The sequence below is a fragment of the Marinospirillum sp. genome, assembly GCF_035271045.1.
In the GTDB taxonomy this organism is placed as follows: Bacteria; Pseudomonadota; Gammaproteobacteria; order Pseudomonadales; family Halomonadaceae; genus Marinospirillum.
The window spans coordinates 20,017-37,947 of sequence record NZ_DATESC010000013.1 but is presented as its reverse complement, the minus strand read 5'-3'; the positions used below and the strand labels follow the sequence as shown (position 1 = coordinate 37,947).

15 protein-coding genes are annotated in these 17,931 nt (G+C 42.3%); 13 read left to right on the top strand and 2 right to left on the bottom strand.

The window, feature by feature from the left end; all coding sequences use genetic code 11:
• Positions 1-76 precede the first annotated feature (76 nt).
• From VJY63_RS05370 to VJY63_RS05360, 3 genes are read left to right on the top strand one after another with little or no spacing between them, the layout of a single operon-like run.
• A complete protein-coding gene (locus VJY63_RS05370) occupies positions 77-673 on the top strand; it encodes an OmpA family protein (protein WP_324048786.1) in 597 nt (198 codons plus the stop codon).
• Between the two features lie 24 nt (positions 674-697).
• Positions 698-1,510: a tol-pal system protein YbgF gene (gene ybgF, locus VJY63_RS05365; RefSeq protein WP_324048784.1), complete on the top strand. Its 813-nt coding sequence runs from the start codon at positions 698-700 to the stop codon at positions 1,508-1,510.
• Positions 1,511-1,555: 45 nt separating this feature from the next.
• The gene (locus tag VJY63_RS05360) at positions 1,556-2,314 is read left to right on the top strand and encodes a YciK family oxidoreductase (RefSeq protein WP_324048783.1); all 759 of its coding nucleotides are present in this window, start codon (positions 1,556-1,558) and stop codon (positions 2,312-2,314) included.
• Here the strand turns inward: VJY63_RS05360 and VJY63_RS05355 are convergent, their stop codons facing one another.
• Positions 2,315-3,700 carry an ATP-binding protein gene (locus VJY63_RS05355; RefSeq protein ID WP_324048782.1) on the bottom strand — a complete coding sequence of 462 codons (1,386 nt, stop codon included), beginning with the start codon at positions 3,698-3,700 and terminating at the stop codon, positions 2,315-2,317.
• Positions 3,697-4,431, bottom strand: coding sequence for a response regulator (locus VJY63_RS05350; RefSeq protein ID WP_324048780.1), 735 nt, complete (start codon positions 4,429-4,431; stop codon positions 3,697-3,699). Before VJY63_RS05350 ends, VJY63_RS05355 begins: the two co-directional genes overlap by 4 nt.
• A gap of 276 nt (positions 4,432-4,707) precedes the next feature.
• Between VJY63_RS05350 and VJY63_RS05345 the strand changes: the two genes are divergently transcribed.
• The 10 genes from VJY63_RS05345 to casB all read left to right on the top strand — a co-directional run bounded on the left by VJY63_RS05345 (position 4,708) and on the right by casB (position 17,900).
• Positions 4,708-5,154, top strand: a complete 447-nt coding sequence (locus tag VJY63_RS05345) for a hypothetical protein (RefSeq protein WP_324048778.1) — start codon at positions 4,708-4,710, stop codon at positions 5,152-5,154.
• Between the two features lie 147 nt (positions 5,155-5,301).
• Positions 5,302-6,897, top strand: a complete 1,596-nt coding sequence (msrAB, locus tag VJY63_RS05340; RefSeq protein ID WP_324048776.1) for a bifunctional peptide-methionine (S)-S-oxide reductase MsrA/peptide-methionine (R)-S-oxide reductase MsrB — start codon at positions 5,302-5,304, stop codon at positions 6,895-6,897.
• Positions 6,898-6,956: 59 nt separating this feature from the next.
• Positions 6,957-7,448 carry a MotA/TolQ/ExbB proton channel family protein gene (locus tag VJY63_RS05335; RefSeq protein WP_324048774.1) on the top strand — a complete coding sequence of 164 codons (492 nt, stop codon included), beginning with the start codon at positions 6,957-6,959 and terminating at the stop codon, positions 7,446-7,448.
• A complete protein-coding gene (locus tag VJY63_RS05330; RefSeq protein ID WP_324048771.1) occupies positions 7,424-7,837 on the top strand; it encodes a biopolymer transporter ExbD in 414 nt (137 codons plus the stop codon). The genes VJY63_RS05335 and VJY63_RS05330 overlap by 25 nt, the downstream gene beginning before the upstream one ends.
• A gap of 33 nt (positions 7,838-7,870) precedes the next feature.
• Entirely contained in the window at positions 7,871-9,640 is a 1,770-nt protein-coding gene (gene msbA / locus VJY63_RS05325; RefSeq protein WP_324048769.1) for a lipid A export permease/ATP-binding protein MsbA, read from the top strand.
• A 21-nt stretch (positions 9,641-9,661) separates the two neighbouring features.
• Entirely contained in the window at positions 9,662-10,723 is a 1,062-nt protein-coding gene (gene lpxK / locus VJY63_RS05320; protein WP_324048767.1) for a tetraacyldisaccharide 4'-kinase, read from the top strand.
• A gap of 23 nt (positions 10,724-10,746) precedes the next feature.
• Positions 10,747-12,378 (top strand): conjugal transfer protein TraF, encoded by a 1,632-nt coding sequence (gene traF / locus VJY63_RS05315; protein WP_324048765.1) that lies wholly within the window; start codon positions 10,747-10,749, stop codon positions 12,376-12,378.
• A 283-nt stretch (positions 12,379-12,661) separates the two neighbouring features.
• Entirely contained in the window at positions 12,662-15,409 is a 2,748-nt protein-coding gene (gene cas3, locus VJY63_RS05310; RefSeq protein ID WP_324048764.1) for a CRISPR-associated helicase Cas3', read from the top strand.
• 308 nt (positions 15,410-15,717) lie between these two features.
• Positions 15,718-17,325, top strand: a complete 1,608-nt coding sequence (gene casA, locus VJY63_RS05305) for a type I-E CRISPR-associated protein Cse1/CasA (RefSeq protein WP_324048762.1) — start codon at positions 15,718-15,720, stop codon at positions 17,323-17,325.
• Positions 17,325-17,900 carry a type I-E CRISPR-associated protein Cse2/CasB gene (gene casB, locus VJY63_RS05300; RefSeq protein ID WP_324048760.1) on the top strand — a complete coding sequence of 192 codons (576 nt, stop codon included), beginning with the start codon at positions 17,325-17,327 and terminating at the stop codon, positions 17,898-17,900. Before casA ends, casB begins: the two co-directional genes overlap by 1 nt.
• Positions 17,901-17,931 lie beyond the last annotated feature (31 nt).

Below are 17,931 nucleotides of genomic sequence, written 5' to 3'. Positions count from 1 at the left end.
GTTAGGTTAAAGTAGTGACCTTAAACAATGGTTGTTAATGGTCGAGATGTAATAAAAAAAGTAACTGGAGAAAACTATGGAACTTATGAAAATCAGTAAGGTTTTTGCATTAGCAGCGGTTTTTGCATTGGTTGCAGGTTGTGGTGATGCGAACACACAAGATGATTTAGCTGAAGATGTCGTTGCAGAAGAAGTGCATTCTACTGACGCGACAGGCGTTAGCGTTGAATCTTTAGAAATGGATGCGAATAACGCGATGGCTGAAGCTGAAATTGCTGCTGCGGAAGCCGCTGCTGCGGAAGCCGCTGCTGCGGAAGCTGAAGCGAATAAACTCAAGGTGATTTTGCCTGCAATTCGTACTATTTATTTTGATTTTGATAAATCAAACATCCGTAGCGAATTCTACGATGTATTAAATGGTCACGCTGCTTACTTAATGGCTAATCCTTCTGCAAAAGTTAAACTAGAAGGCCACACTGATGCCCGTGGTTCTGCTGAATACAACAATGCACTAGGTGAATACCGTGGTAACGCTGTACAGCGTTATTTATCACTACAAGGTGTGTCTGCTAACCAGCTAGAAGTTGTGAGCTACGGTAAAATGAAGCTTGCAAATAAAGCTAATTCTAGTGAAGCACACAGCAAAAACCGTCGTGTAGTGTTTAATTACTAAACACAGTTGATGGAGTCCTCTGACGTGAAAGCAATTCAATATTTTGCCAAAGTCAGGGAAAGTGAGGGGGCTAATTTAGCCCCCCGTTTTCTTTTTACTTTAGCCTTTTTAATTCTTTTGTTGTTGCTTGCTGTAACACCTGTGCAAGCCAACGCTCGTTCTGCTGCCGTTGCTAACGCTGAGATTATGATGCAGTTGGAGCAAATGCAGTTAGAAATAAAAGCGTTGCGTAATATGGTTGAAAAGCAAGAAAACAACCTTTCAAAAATGCAAACAGAGCAGCGTAATCGTTATTTAGATTTAGACCAACGCGCCCAAGACTATGCCAAACGTATCCTTAGTTTAGAAGAACGCCCGATAAGTTTGCCACCTAGCCTTGCTACTGCACCTGTCGCAGTAACTGCACCTCTAGTCACTGCTGCTGCACCATCAGCTTCAAAAACGACTTTAAAAACCACTTCAGAAGCAACCAGTGATCGTGATGCTTATAATAAAGCTTATGCACACGTTCCAGAGCAGCGTTTTGAAGATGCCATTAACAGCTTTCAAACTTTTATTCGCCAATACCCAGACTCACGTCTAATCGGTAATGCTTATTATTGGTTAGGCGAAATTTATATGGCGCAAAACCGCACTGCTGATGCTGAAAAAATGTTTAATGTGGTGATAAATAATCACCCAGACAGTTTTAAAATTGCGGACTCTAAATATAAATTAGGTTTAATTTATTCGCGCTATGGCAATAATGATAAAGCACAAGAAATGATGGAAGCGATTATTGCTAAACACCCGCGTGAACCAGCCGCTGACCATGCGCGTGGCTACCTTAAAAAGTAACGCGTTTAAAAATAACGACCTTAAAAACAACTTTGGATTTAAATTATGTTGTGTCAATTTGATTATCAGCCAGCGCAAGATTTATTAAAAGATAAAGTTATTTTAGTAACCGGTGCCGGTGCAGGCATTGGACGCGCTGCTGCTAAAGCCTATGCCGCACAAGGTGCAACAGTGGTTTTATTGGGTAGAACCATTAAAAAGCTAGAAGCCGTTTATGATGAGATTGTAGCAGCAGGTGGCGCAGAGCCAGCTATTTATCCATTAAACCTAGAAGGTGCTGTTTGGCCTGATTACCAAACGATGGCAGATAAACTGTATGAAACCTTTGGTCGCCTAGACGGTGTTTTGCATAATGCCAGTATTTTAGGCACGCTTAGCCCAGTGCAGTCTTATAATCCTGAGTTGTGGCAGCGAGTCATGCACATTAATTTTAATGCCCCTGTTATGCTGCAACAAGCAACTTTAGCACTCTTGCAAGAAGCAGACGATGCTTCGATTATCTTTACTTCTTCTTCGGTAGGTCGAGTAGGGCGAGCTTTTTGGGGGCCTTATGCGGCGTCTAAATTTGCGACGGAAGGTTTGGTGCAAATACTGTCACAAGAGTTAGAAAACATTAGCAATGTGCGTGTAAACAGCTTGAATCCAGGCGCTACGCGTACCCAAATGCGTGCGGATGCTTTTCCAGCGGAACACCCTAATACTTTACGTCCACCAGAAGAAATTATGGGTACTTACCTGTATTTAATGGGTGCTGACAGCAAGGGCGTGACTGGGCAAATGTTTAATGCCCAGCTAGATCGGTAGTTACAGTTTTGGCAGCTTAATCGTTACGCTTAATCCACCACTGGCTAGATTATGCAGAGTAATGCTGCCGTTATGCGCTCGAATCACTTTTTTAGCAATCGACAAACCTAGCCCAATACCGCCGGTTTCGGTGCTGCGGCTATTATCTCCACGCACAAAAGGTTCAAACACCTTTTCTAGCAGTGCGTCTGGAATACCAGGACCTTTATCTTCAAGGGTAATTACCGCATCGGTTGCGTTGCAGAACAAGCTCACCCGCGCTTCTTTGCCATAACGCAGGGCGTTATCAATTAAATTCCCAAATGCGCGTGTTAACTCAACCTGTCTGCCCATCAAAGTTAGTGGTTTGGTTTGGTCTACAGCCATGTCTAAAGTTACGCCACGGTTGTCACAAAGCCAAGTTAATAGCTCAGCTAAATCAATCAGTTCTAATTTTTCAAATGCCCCTTCACCGCGTGCAAAAGCCATTAAACCTTCTGCCATTACTGCCATTTCTTCTAAGGTGCGAATCATAGGATCACGCGCTTCATCGTCCAACATTTCGGCACGAATTCGCAAAGAAGTAATGGGTGTGCGTAAATCATGCCCAACGGCTGCTAAAGTTCGGGTGCGTTCGGCATCAAAACTGGCAATTTGTGCTTGCATGGTGTTAAACGCTTGGGCAGCATCGCGTACTTCTTTGGCACCTGTTTCCACCAGCCGTACTGAACGATCACCGCATCCAGCCGCTTTTGCTGCTTTTGCCAAAGCATTTAAAGGCTGTGTCAGGCGGCGTACAAACAATAGTCCAACACCAAGAACGGCAATCAGTGATACGCCCAAGATTAGTAAAAATAAGCCTTTATCCGTGTTTGCGCTTTTATAGCGTTCACCACTGGTCGCCACATTTAGCCAAGCCGTTGTTTTAATATTTGGGCTTGTATTCTGTTCGTTATACAGTGCAATCGACAGGGTGATAACGTTAAAACCTCGGGGTGGTAGCGGGTGATGGCTATTGCTACGGCGCTCGCTGACTTCACGTATTGCAACGCGTACTTCACGTCCATTAAGTGCTTCAGCTAACCTTTTGCTTAACGAAATAGACCTTGGGTCACTGGCTTGGATGACAACTAATGGCGCAGGTGTCACGCTGACTCTTGCCATACGTGTAGAAGCATTGCGTGTAATCCTTGATCGAATATTAGGTGCTACTGATTCCAACGCAGGCACTAACGCTACAATCCTTTCAACTTCTTGACCTTCGCGTGCGGCTTGATCTTGTTGCGTTTGTTGTAGTGAAAAAGCCCCAAAAACTACCAGATTAGCCAGTAACAGTGTAATAACTAATAGCCAAGTAAAACGTGCTGCTAAACCATCGGGAAGGTAGTTTATCCAACGTTTTTTCATGCTTTGTCAAGCTTTGTTGTAGGTTGAATATCGGTAACTAGGGCATAGCCGCCACCCCAGTCAGTTACTAATAGCTGCGGTTGCTTGGGATCGCGTTCAATTTTTCGGCGCAAGCGACTGATCTGGTTATCAATAGCGCGATCATAAGCTTTGGCATCGCGTCCAGCGGTTAAATCTAACAAACGTGAACGGCTAATCACTTGGTGAGGATGGTCTAAAAAAACCTGTAATAGTTTATTTTCTGCTGACGTTAGCTCTACTCGCCGACCGTCTTGGTGATTAAGTTTTCGGGTGATTGGGTCGTGTGTCCAACCGGCAAAGCAGCGTTGTTCGGTTAAAATAACTGCAGCTAAAGGCGGTACGCGCCGGAACACTGCCCGAATTCTTGCCAGTAATTCCCGTGGATTAAAAGGCTTTACCAAATAATCATCGGCACCCATTTCTAAGCCAATAATGCGATCTGTTTCATCTGCCATCGCTGTTAACAAAATCACCGGTGGCCCACCTTGCGCGACCAACCAACGGCACAGGCTTAATCCATCTTCGCCAGGCATCATTACATCTAAAACAACTAAGTCAATTGCTGCTGTGTCAAGGCTTCGGCGGGCTTCGGCAGCATTGGCAGCCAGCTGGATACGATAACCCTGTTTACGCAGGTATTGACCTAAAGGTTCACGAATATCGCGTGCGTCATCCACAATTAAAATGTGTGGTTCAATTGAATCCGACATAGATTAACGGCTCTCTATTGGTTTTTTTTGACTTATCTATAAATCTAAATGTACTGAATTAAGTCTAGTTTGCTTAGAAATTGGTGATATAGCCATTGGCTAGCACTGTGTTTGTTCATTCATTTGTCGCAAATGGTATCAATGCTTAGTGTTGCGACACATAACGACAAAACAGCACCTTGACTGACACACCTTTAGCTTATTAATGGCTTAGATTAGTGGCTTGAGCAACAAGCTGATTCAAATTTTAATTCAAACTAAACAAGGTACTTAATAATGAAATTTACTCAAACTTTTTCAATGCTGCTGGTTGTTTTAATTACATTGGCTGCTGGTGCTGCAATGGCTAACGATAAAGCCTCTTCCTCTCATCACTTTGCTAAATCTGGTTTTGGGAAGCATCATGGTAATCGCGGGCATTTTGGTATGCAGCAACAGTTCTTTAAGCAAATTGATGCCGATGCCGATGGTGAAATTACGCAACAAGAATTAGATACCTTTCGTGCTGCTAAAGTTAAAGCGGCGGATGCTAATAAAGACGGTGCATTAAGCCTTAAAGAGTTTGAGCCTGTTTATCAGGAAATGACTAGAACGCGTATGGTTCGTGCTTTTCAGGGGTTAGATAGCAATGGTAATGGTGTGATTAGCAAAGAAGAAATGGATGATCGTTTTGGTAATATGATGCAACGCATGGACAAAAAAAGATCGCAACGTCAGCAGTAATTAATAACCTTTTAGCATTGAAAATATAAAGAAAAGTAGAATTTTTTATGAAAATTTAGGTCGAAGTATAATATACCTAGATGATGGCAGATTTACTTTCTATTTCTGCTGTTTAATTGACTAAAAATGACCAAAAGGCAAGCAAGTATGTCACGATACTTTAGCTGGACTCACTTAACTTTAATTACTTTGCTAATTGCTATCATAGGCTTGATATTAACCAGCAGCCCGCTTGCCAAAGCTAAGGCTGCTCAATCTGATTTCTTGCAATCGTTAGTCGCGTTGCAAGGTGTAACAGGTGGAGACTTTACTGTGAAACTTGATAATAGCCAGCCTACTTTAATTAAACTTTGGGCAAGTTGGTGTCCACTGTGTTTATCTGAATTAGCGCAAACAGAAGCTTGGGTTATTGACCCAGATTTTGCTAATGCTAATTTAGTGACCTTAGCATCCCCCGGTCAGTTAGGAGAAATGCCGCTTAATGAATTCAAAGACTGGTATGCGGGTTTGGATTACCCTGATTTGCCGGTGCAGCTAGACCCTACTGGTGACTTGGTGAAAAGTTTTGGTGTGCAAGTTTACCCTAGCTGGGTTGTTTTGGATGCGAATGGTAAATTACAGCGAGTGATTAAAGGCAGTATTAATAAAGCACAAGCCTTGGCGTTAATTGCGAATCCTGATACTGATTTGAAGCAGCATCAAGCTACTTTTTATCAACCAAAACAACAGCAAGCCGCAGCGCTAATTAACACCAAAAGTATTTATTTAGCTGGTGGCTGTTTTTGGGGTGTTGAAGGTTATTTTGAACGCATTAATGGTGTGGTTGACGTTGTTTCTGGTTATGCCAATGGTCGCACTAAAAGCCCTAGTTATGAAGATGTGATTTATCGTAATACGGGTCATGCTGAAGCCGTTAAAGTGACTTATAACCCTGATTTATTAAGTGTAGATGATTTATTGCTATACTTTTTTCGGATTATTGACCCGACCAGTTTAAACAAACAAGGTAACGATAGAGGCACGCAATACCGCACAGGTATTTATACCACTGACTTAGCCGAGCAGCGTATCGTTGCTACTGCTTTAGCCAAGTTAGAAGAAAAATATACCAAGCCGATTGTGGTAGAAAATATGCCTTTAAGTCATTTTTATTTGGCTGAAGAGTACCATCAAGATTACTTACTTAAAAATCCGAATGGCTATTGCCACGTTGATTTAAATAAAGCTGATATTCCATTGCCTAATCAATCGACTAACAAAGCTGCCACAGATAAACATACTAGCCAAGCTTTTGATGCAAGTAGTTATCAAAAACCTGCTGCTGATGTGCTTAAACAGCGTTTAACGGCTAACCAGTATTATGTGACGCAAAATAGCGGTACAGAAAGAGCATTTACGCATGAATATGACGACCTATTCGAATCAGGTTTGTATGTCGATGTGGTCAGCGGTCAACCTTTGTTTAGTTCTAAAGATAAATATCAGTCAGGTTGTGGTTGGCCCAGTTTTGTAAAGCCAATTCAAGCTGAAGTTGTGACTGAAATAGTTGATAATAGCTATAATATGCGCCGCATAGAAGTGCGTAGCCAGTTAGCCGATTCACACCTAGGTCATGTTTTCCCTGATGGCCCAAGCGACAGAGGTGGTTTACGTTATTGCATCAACGGTGCTAGCTTGTTATTTATTCCTTTGGCTGATATGCAAGCTAAGGGCTACGCCAACTGGTTGCCAGCGGTTAAATAACGAATAGAAAAAACCGCTGCTAATATGCTTCCCTATGTATTTTATCTAGGAACTACCCTGTGCTAGACCTTTTTTATGCTGGCGGTTGGTTGATGTTGCCCCTGTTGTTGAGTTCTGTCGTTGCACTTGCGATTATCTTGGAGCGTTTATGGGCGTTGCGCTCTAGTTATGCTATACCGCAGGCGTTGCAACGCATTCGGGCTGCGGGTACTAAAAAAGATGCCATCAAAACGGCGGGCGCTCATGAAGTGCATCGACTAGAAAAATACCTAAGCCCGCTGGGTACGATTGCCAGTATTACGCCTTTGTTAGGCTTGTTGGGAACGGTGGTGGGGATGATTGATGTCTTTCAGCAACTTGACTTAGCTGCTGGCAACGCGCAACAGTTAGCGGGTGGTATTTCGTTAGCCTTAATGACGACTGCAACGGGGTTAAGTGTTGCGATTCCTACTTTGGTGATGCACCGTTATTTTATTCGTAAAGTCGACGATCTGGTGGTTATTTTAGAAGCTGAAGCACAAAAAATATGCGATTTAAACGCCAACGCTTAGAACCTGCTGATTTGAATATGACACCACTGATTGACGTGGTGTTTTTGTTGTTGATTTTTTTTATGGTCAGCGCTCGCTTGCCAGAACAAGCACTTAATTTACAATTACCCACAGCTAATACCGCTGAAATACAAACACCATCTTTACCTAATATCAGTGTGTTAAGTTTATATGCTAATGGGCGTATTTTATTTAACGACCAAACCCAAGTTAGCCTTGAACAACTTGAAGCTGACCTAATTCAGCTTAACAAGGATTCATCCAGTATAATTGAAGCCTTGTTAATTCAAGCTGAAAGTAATACCCAACACCAGCAACTGGTCTTTGCATTAGACTTAGCAAGGCGTTTAGGCATCGAAAAGGTTAGAATAGCCACTCAGCCGTTATAGCGTTTAAAAGTTAGTTTTTAAAAAGAGATGCTTGTGAAAGAACAAATTCCTCCCGTTGCACCTATTAAACCTGTACCAACTGGCATAAAAGCCTATCTCCGTTTATTGTCCTATGTTCGTCCTTATTGGCCTGCTTTTGTGCTGAGTGTGATGGGTTATGCCCTTTATGCGGCTTCTAGTACGGCTTTTGCACAGGTGATGAAATTGTTGGTCGACTCCATTCAAGATGGCATGGGGGAGCAGCGTTTGTACTTTCCGTTGCTGGTCGTGGGTATTTTTGTTTTACGCGGTGTGGGTACTTTTTTTGGTACTTATTTTATGAGCTATGTGGCTAGGCAGTTAGTTCATTACCTTCGCCTTGATTTATTCAAACGTTTTTTAGTTTTGCCTTCACGTTTTTATGACCAGCATTCTTCAGGGCATCTAGTTTCGCGGCTTACTTTTAATGTGGAGCAAGTCACGGGTGCAGCCACCAATGCGGTTACTGTATTGGTGCGTGAAGGTTTGTTTGTTATTGGTTTAATGAGCTATTTACTGTGGGTTAACTGGCAGTTGGCACTGGTTTTTGTGGCGGTGTCGCCCATTATTGGTGTGGTGGTTAGTTATGCGAGCAGGCGTTTTCGTAGAATAAGCCATCGCATTCAAAACTCGGTGGGTGATGTGACGCACGTTGCCTCTGAAACGCTGCAAGGTTATCGCGTGGTGCGTAGTTTTGGCGGTACTGAATTTGAATACCAGCGCTTTTTAAAAGCCAGCGAGTATAACCGCACACAAGCCATGAAAATGGCGCTAACCAAAGCGATTAGTACGCCGGTGGTGCAAACTATTGTCGCTATGGCGCTGGGTTTGTTAGTTTGGTTGGCACTATCGCCTGATTTAATGGGCGAAATGACCCCAGGTGAATTCATTGCATTTTTAACTGCTGCCTCACTAATGGCAAAACCACTGCGTCAACTCACTGAAATCAACAATACCATTCAACAAGGTTTGGCTGCTGCACTGGATGTTTTTACTTACCTCGATGCACCAGAGGAAGAAGATACGGGCACAAAAACGTTAGTCCGTGCTAAAGGTGAAATTTGCTTTAAAAATGTTAGTTTTCGTTATGGCGAAGACCTACCACTGGCATTGACTAATATAAACTTCACGGCGCAATCGGGTGAAATGATTGCCCTTGTGGGGCGTTCAGGTGGCGGTAAATCAACCCTTGCCAACTTAATTCCGCGTTTTTATGATGCAACTGAAGGCGAAATTCAGCTAGACGGTGTTGCGTTGCCAGCGTTAACTTTAACGAATTTGCGTGAACACATTGCCCTAGTGACTCAGCAGGTTACGCTGTTTAACGCTACCTTAGCCGCCAACATTGCTTATGGCATAAAAGATCCCGACCCTAAAGCCGTAGAAGCAGCCGCCAAAGCAGCTTATGTGCTGGACTTTGCTGAAAAATTACCACTGGGCTTAAATACGCTAGTGGGTGATAACGGTGTTTTATTATCGGGTGGACAGCGCCAACGCATCGCCATTGCGCGTGCGATTATGAAAGATGCACCTATTTTAATTTTAGATGAAGCAACATCAGCCTTAGACACCGAATCAGAACGCTACATTCAACAAGCGCTAGAAGAGGTTATGAAAAATCGAACAACGTTTGTGATTGCTCACCGTTTATCCACTGTTGAAAAAGCTGATCGCATTCTAGTCATAGATAAAGGTCAAATTGTAGAAGAAGGTGACCACCAAACCTTGCTCGCTAAAAACGGTGCTTATGCTCAACTACACCAACTGCAATTTCAAGATAGTTAATTTTAAGGATGATTAATCCAAATGCTTAAATTACAACATTGGATCGAAGCGCGTTGGTATGCCGTTAGTCCGGGTGCTTTAAAATTATTAATGCCTTTAGAAAAGCTGTATTTACAGTTATTGGCGCAACGAAAAAAAGCGTATCACAATGGTCAGAAAACTGCCTATCATCCAAGTGTGCCGGTGATTATTGTGGGTAATATCACCGTAGGTGGCAGTGGTAAATCACCGTTGGTGGCTGCGTTGGCTAAACATTTTGCCAGTCTTGGCTATAAACCAGGCATTGTGAGCCGAGGTTATGGTGGTAAAGCCCGTTGTTACCCACAAAGCGTGACGATTCATAGTGATCCGCAACAGGTGGGCGATGAGCCATTAATGCTGGCGCAGCAAACGGGTTTACCTATCGTAGTAGACCCCAAGCGTTCTAATGCAGTTAAGCAGCTAATTGAAGAAGAAGGTTGCGATTTAATTATTGCAGACGATGGATTGCAGCACTTGGCATTAGGCCGTGATATTGAGATTGTAGTGATTGATGCCCAGCGCGGTTTAGGCAATGGTCGCTGTCTGCCGATTGGCCCGTTGCGTGAACCACCTAGTCGTTTAAGCAGCGTAGATTGGGTTATCGTTCAAGGTACGCTAGCCAGTCAAGCACCGCTGTTTAATGTACCGTTAAAAAATCCGCTGCAAAACTATGAGCTGGAATTTTCAGGCTGGCGCAGGGGTGATGGGCATTGGCAAAAAAATTGCCCTTTTAGCCAAGGTGAAGCCGTTCATGCATTGGCTGGTATTGGTAATCCGTCACGGTTTTTTAACCAGTTAAAAAACTTAGGTTTAATCGTTACTGAACATCCATTAGTTGACCATGCTCAATTGACTCAGCAACATTTAGAATTTAATGATGACCAGCCTCTAGTGATGACTGCTAAAGATGCAGTAAAGTTGCAAGAATGGATGAACGAAAAACACTGGATAGCAGAAGTAACCGCAAATTTGCAGCCAGACTTTCTCTGCCAGTTACAAGAAGAAGTTGCAGATATTTACAAAAGTTATGTAAACTCAACTGGAAGTACACATAAAAAATAACAGGCTACCGCCGAGGAAATACTATGAAAAATCTACTCAAACCCAGTCGCCTTGCCCTAGCGGTAGCAGCAATAGCGCTACCCTTAACTGCTACAGCAAACCAATCACTCAACGCTGCAGGTTATGCCAGCACTATTGGTGGCGTAATAAATGAAGGCAGCGTACATTCCAGCAGCTTCAACCCAGCCGGCAACAACCTATTAGTTAATAAAACCGACAAGTTCCGTTTTGGTTATTTAAGTAATTTAGGTGGTTATGTAGAAATAGGCGAGTCTGACGACCTAGACAAAAAAGTTGATGGATTAGTAGATGATATGGATGCAGTGGATAATTTTACTGCTCAAGACATAAATTACCTAAAAAGTCGCTATGGTGATTTAGGGAATAATGAAGCTGCTTATTACGAAGCCATAGCTAACCGCGCCAACACAGAAATTATTGCCGACCTAGAAAAAGGCGGGCAATTAAGAGCAGGTGGGCAACTGCAAGTACCACTAACACCCTTCTTAATTCGTAGCAATTCAGCACGTGGTACTTTTAGTATTAATGCTGCTGCCAGTATGCAAATGAAAGGTGCTTTCCTGAGCGGTCCTTTAGGAGTTAAAACAACTTTTAAAACGAATAATAATCAAGACCTAGGCTCATTAGACATCGATTTAGTCAAGGCAGCAGGTGCATATAAAGATATTGAAACGATTGTAGATGGTAGCGATACAACAGCAAACAAAATTGCAGCCATAAAGGCAAAGCTACTAGCTAGTGGCATTTTGACTGAACAAAATAAAACAGTAATTGAAGACCTACAAAAGAACCCAACAAAGCTTAACTCTATAGACACTAATAAAACAGAATCGACTATTACTACTGACTCAGGCCTAGACATTAAAGCTGCAGTTGTTACGCACTTAGGCTTTGGTTATGGCACTAACCTAACCAACTGGTTAGAGCTAAATGATAAACACGGTCAGTTAGAAGCAGGTGTGCGTTTAAATATCTACAATGTAGAAGCGGGGCGTAACTTTGTTTCACTGCAAGCAGAAGCTAATGATAACAATGAAGACAGTGATACAAGTGACAAGCTTACCGAAGATTTCTTAGATAATACAACAACCACAACAGGTGTAGGTCTAGACTTAGGCTTCCTATGGCACAGTGATAACTACCAAGCAGGTATTACCTTCTACAACCTTAACGAGCCTAGCTTTGATTACCCGGACCTAAATACCTACCTAAGTAAAACCGATGGTACACTAACAGCTCTGCAAGGGTTAGAAGCAGCAGGCAAAACCAAAGTAGCCGATTCAGTAACCCTAACCCGCCATGCTGTAATAGAAGGCGCTTATTACACAGATAACCGCAACTGGATGATTCAAGGCGCTTACACCCTAGGCACAGCCACCAACTTTGTGGGTGATGAATTCCAAAACCTACACCTATCAGCCGGCTACTACCCAAAAACCGCCTGGATTCCAGGCCTAAGAGCAGGCTACAGCAAAAATATGAAAGGCTCAGAACTCAGCAAAATCCACGCAGGTGCAACTTTTTTTGGTATCATGCACCTCGATTTAGCCGTAGCCACCAACAAATCCTCTTTTGATGGAGACGAAATACCCCGCTACGCAGCAATCAGCCTTGGCTTTGAAGAAAAATTCTAAGTTAGTATTTTGTGATTTAAAAATTAGAGCACCCTTTTTTGGGTGCTTTTTTAATGTTGGTTACACTTTAACGGCTGTTCAGCGTTTAACCGAGGTAAGGGTTGGGCGACTGGGCGCAACCTAATGCTAGGTATTAATTATAGTTTTTGATTTGATTTAGCTATTAAACACTTAGATTAATACACAAGGACGTGTTATTGATCGCCATTTTTTTACCTTGATAAGTCTATGTAAATTAGCTATACAGGACAGTCATGGATAAAGTTATGGTTAAGGAGGATTAATGCTAAACGAACAAACCGCCAGCAAAAATTATTTTAAATACTGGGGTAAAGCGCAACATAAACCCAATCAAATCGGCACGCATTATTCCCTTCTACCCTACCACCTTTTGCCTTATCACTGTTTAGATGTTGCTGCTGTTGGTAAAGCGGTTTTCTCTGCTAATCAAGCTTTAACCCGTGATTTAGCACACTTTTTAGAATTAACCGAAGAGCAGCTGACAAACCTGTTTTGTTTTATGCTGGCGCTGCATGATTTAGGTAAATTCTCCTCATCTTTTCAAAAACTCTATTTATCTAATACTGATGACCTTTATAACCCTGTTGATTGCGCTGATTATGATGGAAAAAATTTTCGGCATGACCGTATGGGGCTGTATTTTTGGACGATTATTCAAGACGAAGTTTTAATGGTCTTAACTCAAGGTGAAGACGTTGATAGTCGAGGTTTAATGCGTGTGCAAGACACGCTGATGATCTTAGCAGACTGCGTTTTAGGGCATCACGGACAGCCGATTAATAAAAATGATCCTAATGCTATTAAAGCATTTGTTGAAGAGCATAATGAGCAGGCTGTTATAGCATTTGTAAAAGATATCCTGCCTATTTTTAATCCTCAAATAGCTTTAGAAAAGCTAGCTTCAAAAGATTGGCAGAAAAGACTAAAACAAGTTAGTTGGCACTTAGCTGGTATTGCAGTCGTCACTGATTGGATAGGTTCGGACAGTAACTTCTTTCACTATCAAACAGAAAAAATCCCCCTATCTGAATACTGGTCTATGGCTCAAGCAGCAGCGCAACGTGCATTAGAAGCTACCGATCTTTGGCAACCACTCAATGTGCAGCCATTTTCATCTATTCAAAAGTATTATGGTTTTTCGCCAACACCGCTACAGGATTGGGCTGAAACAGTTGTCGTCGACAAAACCTCGCAATTATTTATTCTTGAAGATGTGACTGGTGCAGGTAAAACAGAAGCCGCATTAGCCTTAACACATCGTTTAATGGCAGCAGGTGCTGCAGAAGGTTTTTATTTTGGTTTACCCACTATGGCTACTTCTAACGCCATGTTTAGCCGTGTAGCCAAACATTATCAGCAAATGCTTAGCGGTAATGAAGGCAAGAAACCAAGCATTGTTTTAGCGCACGGTGCGCGAGAAATGAGTGATTTATTTCGTGAAGCTGTGCTAGCAACAGGCATAACAGATAGCGATTATAACCAAGCCGATCAAACAGCAACGGCTCAATGTAATCATTGGTTAGCTGATTCAAGAAAAAAAGCTTTACTTGCCCCAGTCGGGGTAGGAACCATCGACCAAGCTTTGCTGGCTGTTTTGCCACGCCGCCACCAATCGTTACGTCTATTGGGTTTGAACCGCAAAGTGCTGATATTTGATGAGGTTCATGCTGCAGATGAATTTATGTTTGAGCTACTTGAAAGCTTACTAGCTTTACATTTTCATCAGGGTGGTTCAGCTATTTTATTAACCGCTACGCTAGCCAAAAAACAGCGCCAACGCTTAGTTGATATTTGGCTGACAGCGGGTGGTTTACCTAAGCAAGCGTTGCAGCAAGAAGCTTTTCCTTTAGCTACTCAAGTGGCACTTAGCCAAGAGCAGCCCTTACAAGAATATTCATTAGAAAGCCGCGCCGATGTTAGTAGGGAAGTAGTAGTAAAACTAATTAATGATTTAGAAACTGTTATTGAAACAGTGCTTAATGCGGTGGCTAAAGGTGAATGTGTGGTTTGGGTTCGCAACACCGTTAACGATGCACTGGATGCTTACCAACTGCTTAGCGAACGCATGGATAATCCTAAAGACTGTTTGCTATTTCATAGCCGCTTTGTTTTGCAAGATAGGAAGGAAATTGAAGCGCGGGTGTTAGCTATCTTTGGAAAAAAAAGCGGTGAGCTTGAGCGCAGAGGTAAAGTTTTAATTGCCACGCAAGTGTTTCAAGAAAGTCTTGATGCCGATGCTGACTTAATGATTTCAGATATTTGCCCAATAGATGATTTGATACAACGTGCTGGACGTTTGCATCGCCATACGCGTAATAGCAGCAAAGCTTATGAGCGCAATATAAAAGATACAAGACTTGCTCCAGTGTTATTTGTACACGCGCCAGAATGGGATGCTAACCCAGCGTCAGATTGGTTAAGTAAAGGTTTTCAACATACTGAATATATCTACCGTTCACCAGGGCGTTTGTGGCTTGGTCAACGCGAATTGATGAAATTGGGCGCAATTCGTATGCCAGAAGAAGCACGCCAGTTAATAGAATCTGTTTACAGTGATAGTTCCTATGAGCAAATTCCTGACACTTTAAAACATAAAGAACACCAGCTTCTTGGTGAGCAGCTCAATAAAGCAGCTAAGGCAAAGTCCAGTGTTATCAAGTGGCAGCGCCACGGCTACAGCGCAAAAAGTGCGGATGGTTGGTATGAGGATAATTCAGATATTAGTACCCGTTACAGCGAAATTGAAACCGTAGAAGTGGTTCTACTGAAGCAAACAGAAGCTAATGGGTTAGCTTTTTGGGTAGATGATGTGCGTTTTGGATTGCCACTTAGCACGGTCAAACTGTCTAAAAATAAATACGCAGATAAGTTGGCAAAAATTCCGGCGCACCTTGAGCACGCTTTAGAGCAACTACAAAAGCAGCATAAGCACTTGAAGTACTTAAAAGTTTGGCTTCCTGAAACAGACCCTACTTTTACTTACGATGCAGTGGTGGGGTTTTCTGAGTAACAAATTCTTTGAGAAGTAGTTTTTTGAAAAGTAAAACCCCGCTAAAGCGGGGAACGTTACATTTTGGGTGGAGAAGAATCTCTACCTAACGGTTCATCTCCAGTCTTATCTGGAGAACGTGCTGATTATATCACCCGCTGCAAGTCAGGTAAGGAAATGGCTATAAATGACTAAAAAATTCTTTCTTTATTTTTAAGAAGATTCTCTTCCTAACTTAATAATTGTTTACTTACGCTTTTAAAGCTCGTATTCTTTTTGCAGTTGGGTGCTTTTGTGTGGCTGCATTCTGAAAATTTGAGGTGAATTAAATGAGTAAAAACCTGTTGAAAGATCCATTCTTTCCATTTTTATTACGTGATGGTACAGAAAAGGTGTTGCCTTTATCGGCGATTGCCAATGCTGAAGTGGTTGATTTTGCACTACCAAGAGCAGATTTTCAGGGCGCTGCTTATCAGCTTGCCATTGGTGTATTGCAAACTGTGTTAGCACCTGAAGATAGAGCTGACTGGCATGATCTTTATGAAGAAGCGCCTAGCAAAGCAGAGTTGCAAGCGGCTTTTGATGAAGCTGCTCATGCTTTTAATGTGACAGGTGATGGCGCTTTGTTTATGCAGGATTTAGATCCGTTAGCGGAATCTAAACCAACAACGGTAGCCGGTTTACTGATTGAGGCTCCTGGTGCTAATGGTCTGAAACTGAATACTGATCACTTTATTAAGCGCGGCATTGGCAGTGTTATGTCGTTAGAAATGGCAGTTTTAGCTTTATTTACTTTGCAAATTAATGCACCCGCAGGTGGCGTTGGACACCGTGTAGGTTTGCGGGGCGGTGGCCCGTTAACTACTTTGATTTTGCCAACAGCAGAAGATGCAACCTTATGGCAAAAGTTGTGGTTTAACGTAATTAACTTAGACGTGTGGAGTTATGACCAACCTGACTTACACAGTGCAACTGTTTTTCCTTGGTTAGCGCCCACTAAGTTAAGTAATAAAAAAGGTACCGAGATTTACGCATCAGACGTACACCCGTTGCATATGTTTTGGGCGATGCCACGGCGTATGCGTTTAATGGTTAATGAAACTGCTGACACTTGCCAAATAAGTGGCCTATTAGCCGAGCAAACAGTCATTGAATATCGCACTCAAAATTACGGTGGTAACTATTCGGGTAGCTGGCGCCACCCACTTACGCCTTATAAGCATGATCCTAAAAAACCTGAAGAGGATAACTTATCTGCTAAAGGGCAGCCTGGTGGTTTAACTTATAAAATATGGGATGCGTTAACTTTAACGGATAATTCTGAAGGGCAAAATTGCGCGTTAGTGATCGAACATTTTTATCAAGTAGTTAATGGTTTTGAAAGCTTGCTTGGAGAACTGCCACGGCTTTGGGTATTTGGTTTTGATATGGATAATATGAAAGCACGTGGCTGGTATTCTGTTTCTATGCCTTTATTTGCGATCCCTGCTGCACAGCAAGCTAATGTATTACGCCCCATTAAAGTTCTGCAAAGCTTAGCATCAAATGCTTTATGGCATTGTCGTACTCAAATTAAAGCAGCTTGGTTCGAAAAGCCTAGTGATGCCAAAGGTGATACATCTTTTATTGATTTAGAGTTTTGGCAACGCAGTGAAGCTGCTTTTTATACCGCTGTGCAGCAACTAATTAATCAACAGCCAAATGCTAGAGAAATACTGGATGCCGAGTTTGCAAACCCGTGGCTTAACGCGCTAAGAAATACCTGCATTAATTTATTTGATCAATATGCTTTATCGGCTGGTTTGGGCGATCAACGCTCTATGGCAAAACGTATTCATGCACGTCGCGCTTTAATGGGGTGGTTGTTTGGTGGCAAAGACATTAAGGCATTTATTTCTAATCATAAAATTTCCACCATTAAAAAGGAGGTCGCTTAATGAAAACTAAGGATAACGAGACTGAACTGCTGGTATTGCGCTGGTGGCAAAGTATGTTTTTGTCGCCTGCTGAGCTGAAAGAAAATAATAACTTTCCTGCTTCTACAGCACAAAAAGCCCAGCTTAAACGTTGTGAAAGTATTGATGCAGCAATGTTAAGCGAAGGTTTTAGGACGCTTTGGTTTGCCTTGCCTGAATCGTTAACTGAATTCGCTAAACCCAGTGATCTTGAATGCTGGGCAACCATTGCAGCAGCGTTAGTGCATGTAAAAAGCAACTCTAAAAATAAACTAGCAGCAGCAGCAGGCAGTAAAGGCGATGGCAGTAAATCCATTGTGAGTGAACTGCGGTTTGCACAGTTGCAGGGTGCTAAAACACCTGAAGACTTCTTACGCCGTTTACGCCGTATTTTGCAGCAAATTAAGGGTGATGTTTCTGTTACTGTTTTAGCAAACGATATTCAGCAATGGTTTAGTGAATACTACGCTTTAATGCCACGCAAAGCGGATAAACGCATTGCTGTGCGATGGGCTATGGATTATTACCAAGCTGCATCTATGACTGCTAAAAAATAGACTACTAAAAAACAAATCAATGTTAACTATT

What these genes read in the sequence shown, in the direction of transcription:
- casB (WP_324048760.1), top strand. Translation starts at nt 17,325, where the DNA reads ATGAAAACTAAGGATAACGAGACTGAACTGCTGGTATTGCGCTGGTGG.
- VJY63_RS05350 (WP_324048780.1), bottom strand. Translation starts at nt 4,431, where the DNA reads ATGTCGGATTCAATTGAACCACACATTTTAATTGTGGATGACGCACGC.
- cas3 (WP_324048764.1), top strand. Translation starts at nt 12,662, where the DNA reads ATGCTAAACGAACAAACCGCCAGCAAAAATTATTTTAAATACTGGGGT.
- lpxK (WP_324048767.1), top strand. Translation starts at nt 9,662, where the DNA reads ATGCTTAAATTACAACATTGGATCGAAGCGCGTTGGTATGCCGTTAGT.
- VJY63_RS05360 (WP_324048783.1), top strand. Translation starts at nt 1,556, where the DNA reads ATGTTGTGTCAATTTGATTATCAGCCAGCGCAAGATTTATTAAAAGAT.
- casA (WP_324048762.1), top strand. Translation starts at nt 15,718, where the DNA reads ATGAGTAAAAACCTGTTGAAAGATCCATTCTTTCCATTTTTATTACGT.
- VJY63_RS05370 (WP_324048786.1), top strand. Translation starts at nt 77, where the DNA reads ATGGAACTTATGAAAATCAGTAAGGTTTTTGCATTAGCAGCGGTTTTT.
- traF (WP_324048765.1), top strand. Translation starts at nt 10,747, where the DNA reads ATGAAAAATCTACTCAAACCCAGTCGCCTTGCCCTAGCGGTAGCAGCA.
- VJY63_RS05345 (WP_324048778.1), top strand. Translation starts at nt 4,708, where the DNA reads ATGAAATTTACTCAAACTTTTTCAATGCTGCTGGTTGTTTTAATTACA.
- VJY63_RS05355 (WP_324048782.1), bottom strand. Translation starts at nt 3,700, where the DNA reads ATGAAAAAACGTTGGATAAACTACCTTCCCGATGGTTTAGCAGCACGT.
- msrAB (WP_324048776.1), top strand. Translation starts at nt 5,302, where the DNA reads ATGTCACGATACTTTAGCTGGACTCACTTAACTTTAATTACTTTGCTA.
- VJY63_RS05330 (WP_324048771.1), top strand. Translation starts at nt 7,424, where the DNA reads ATGCGATTTAAACGCCAACGCTTAGAACCTGCTGATTTGAATATGACA.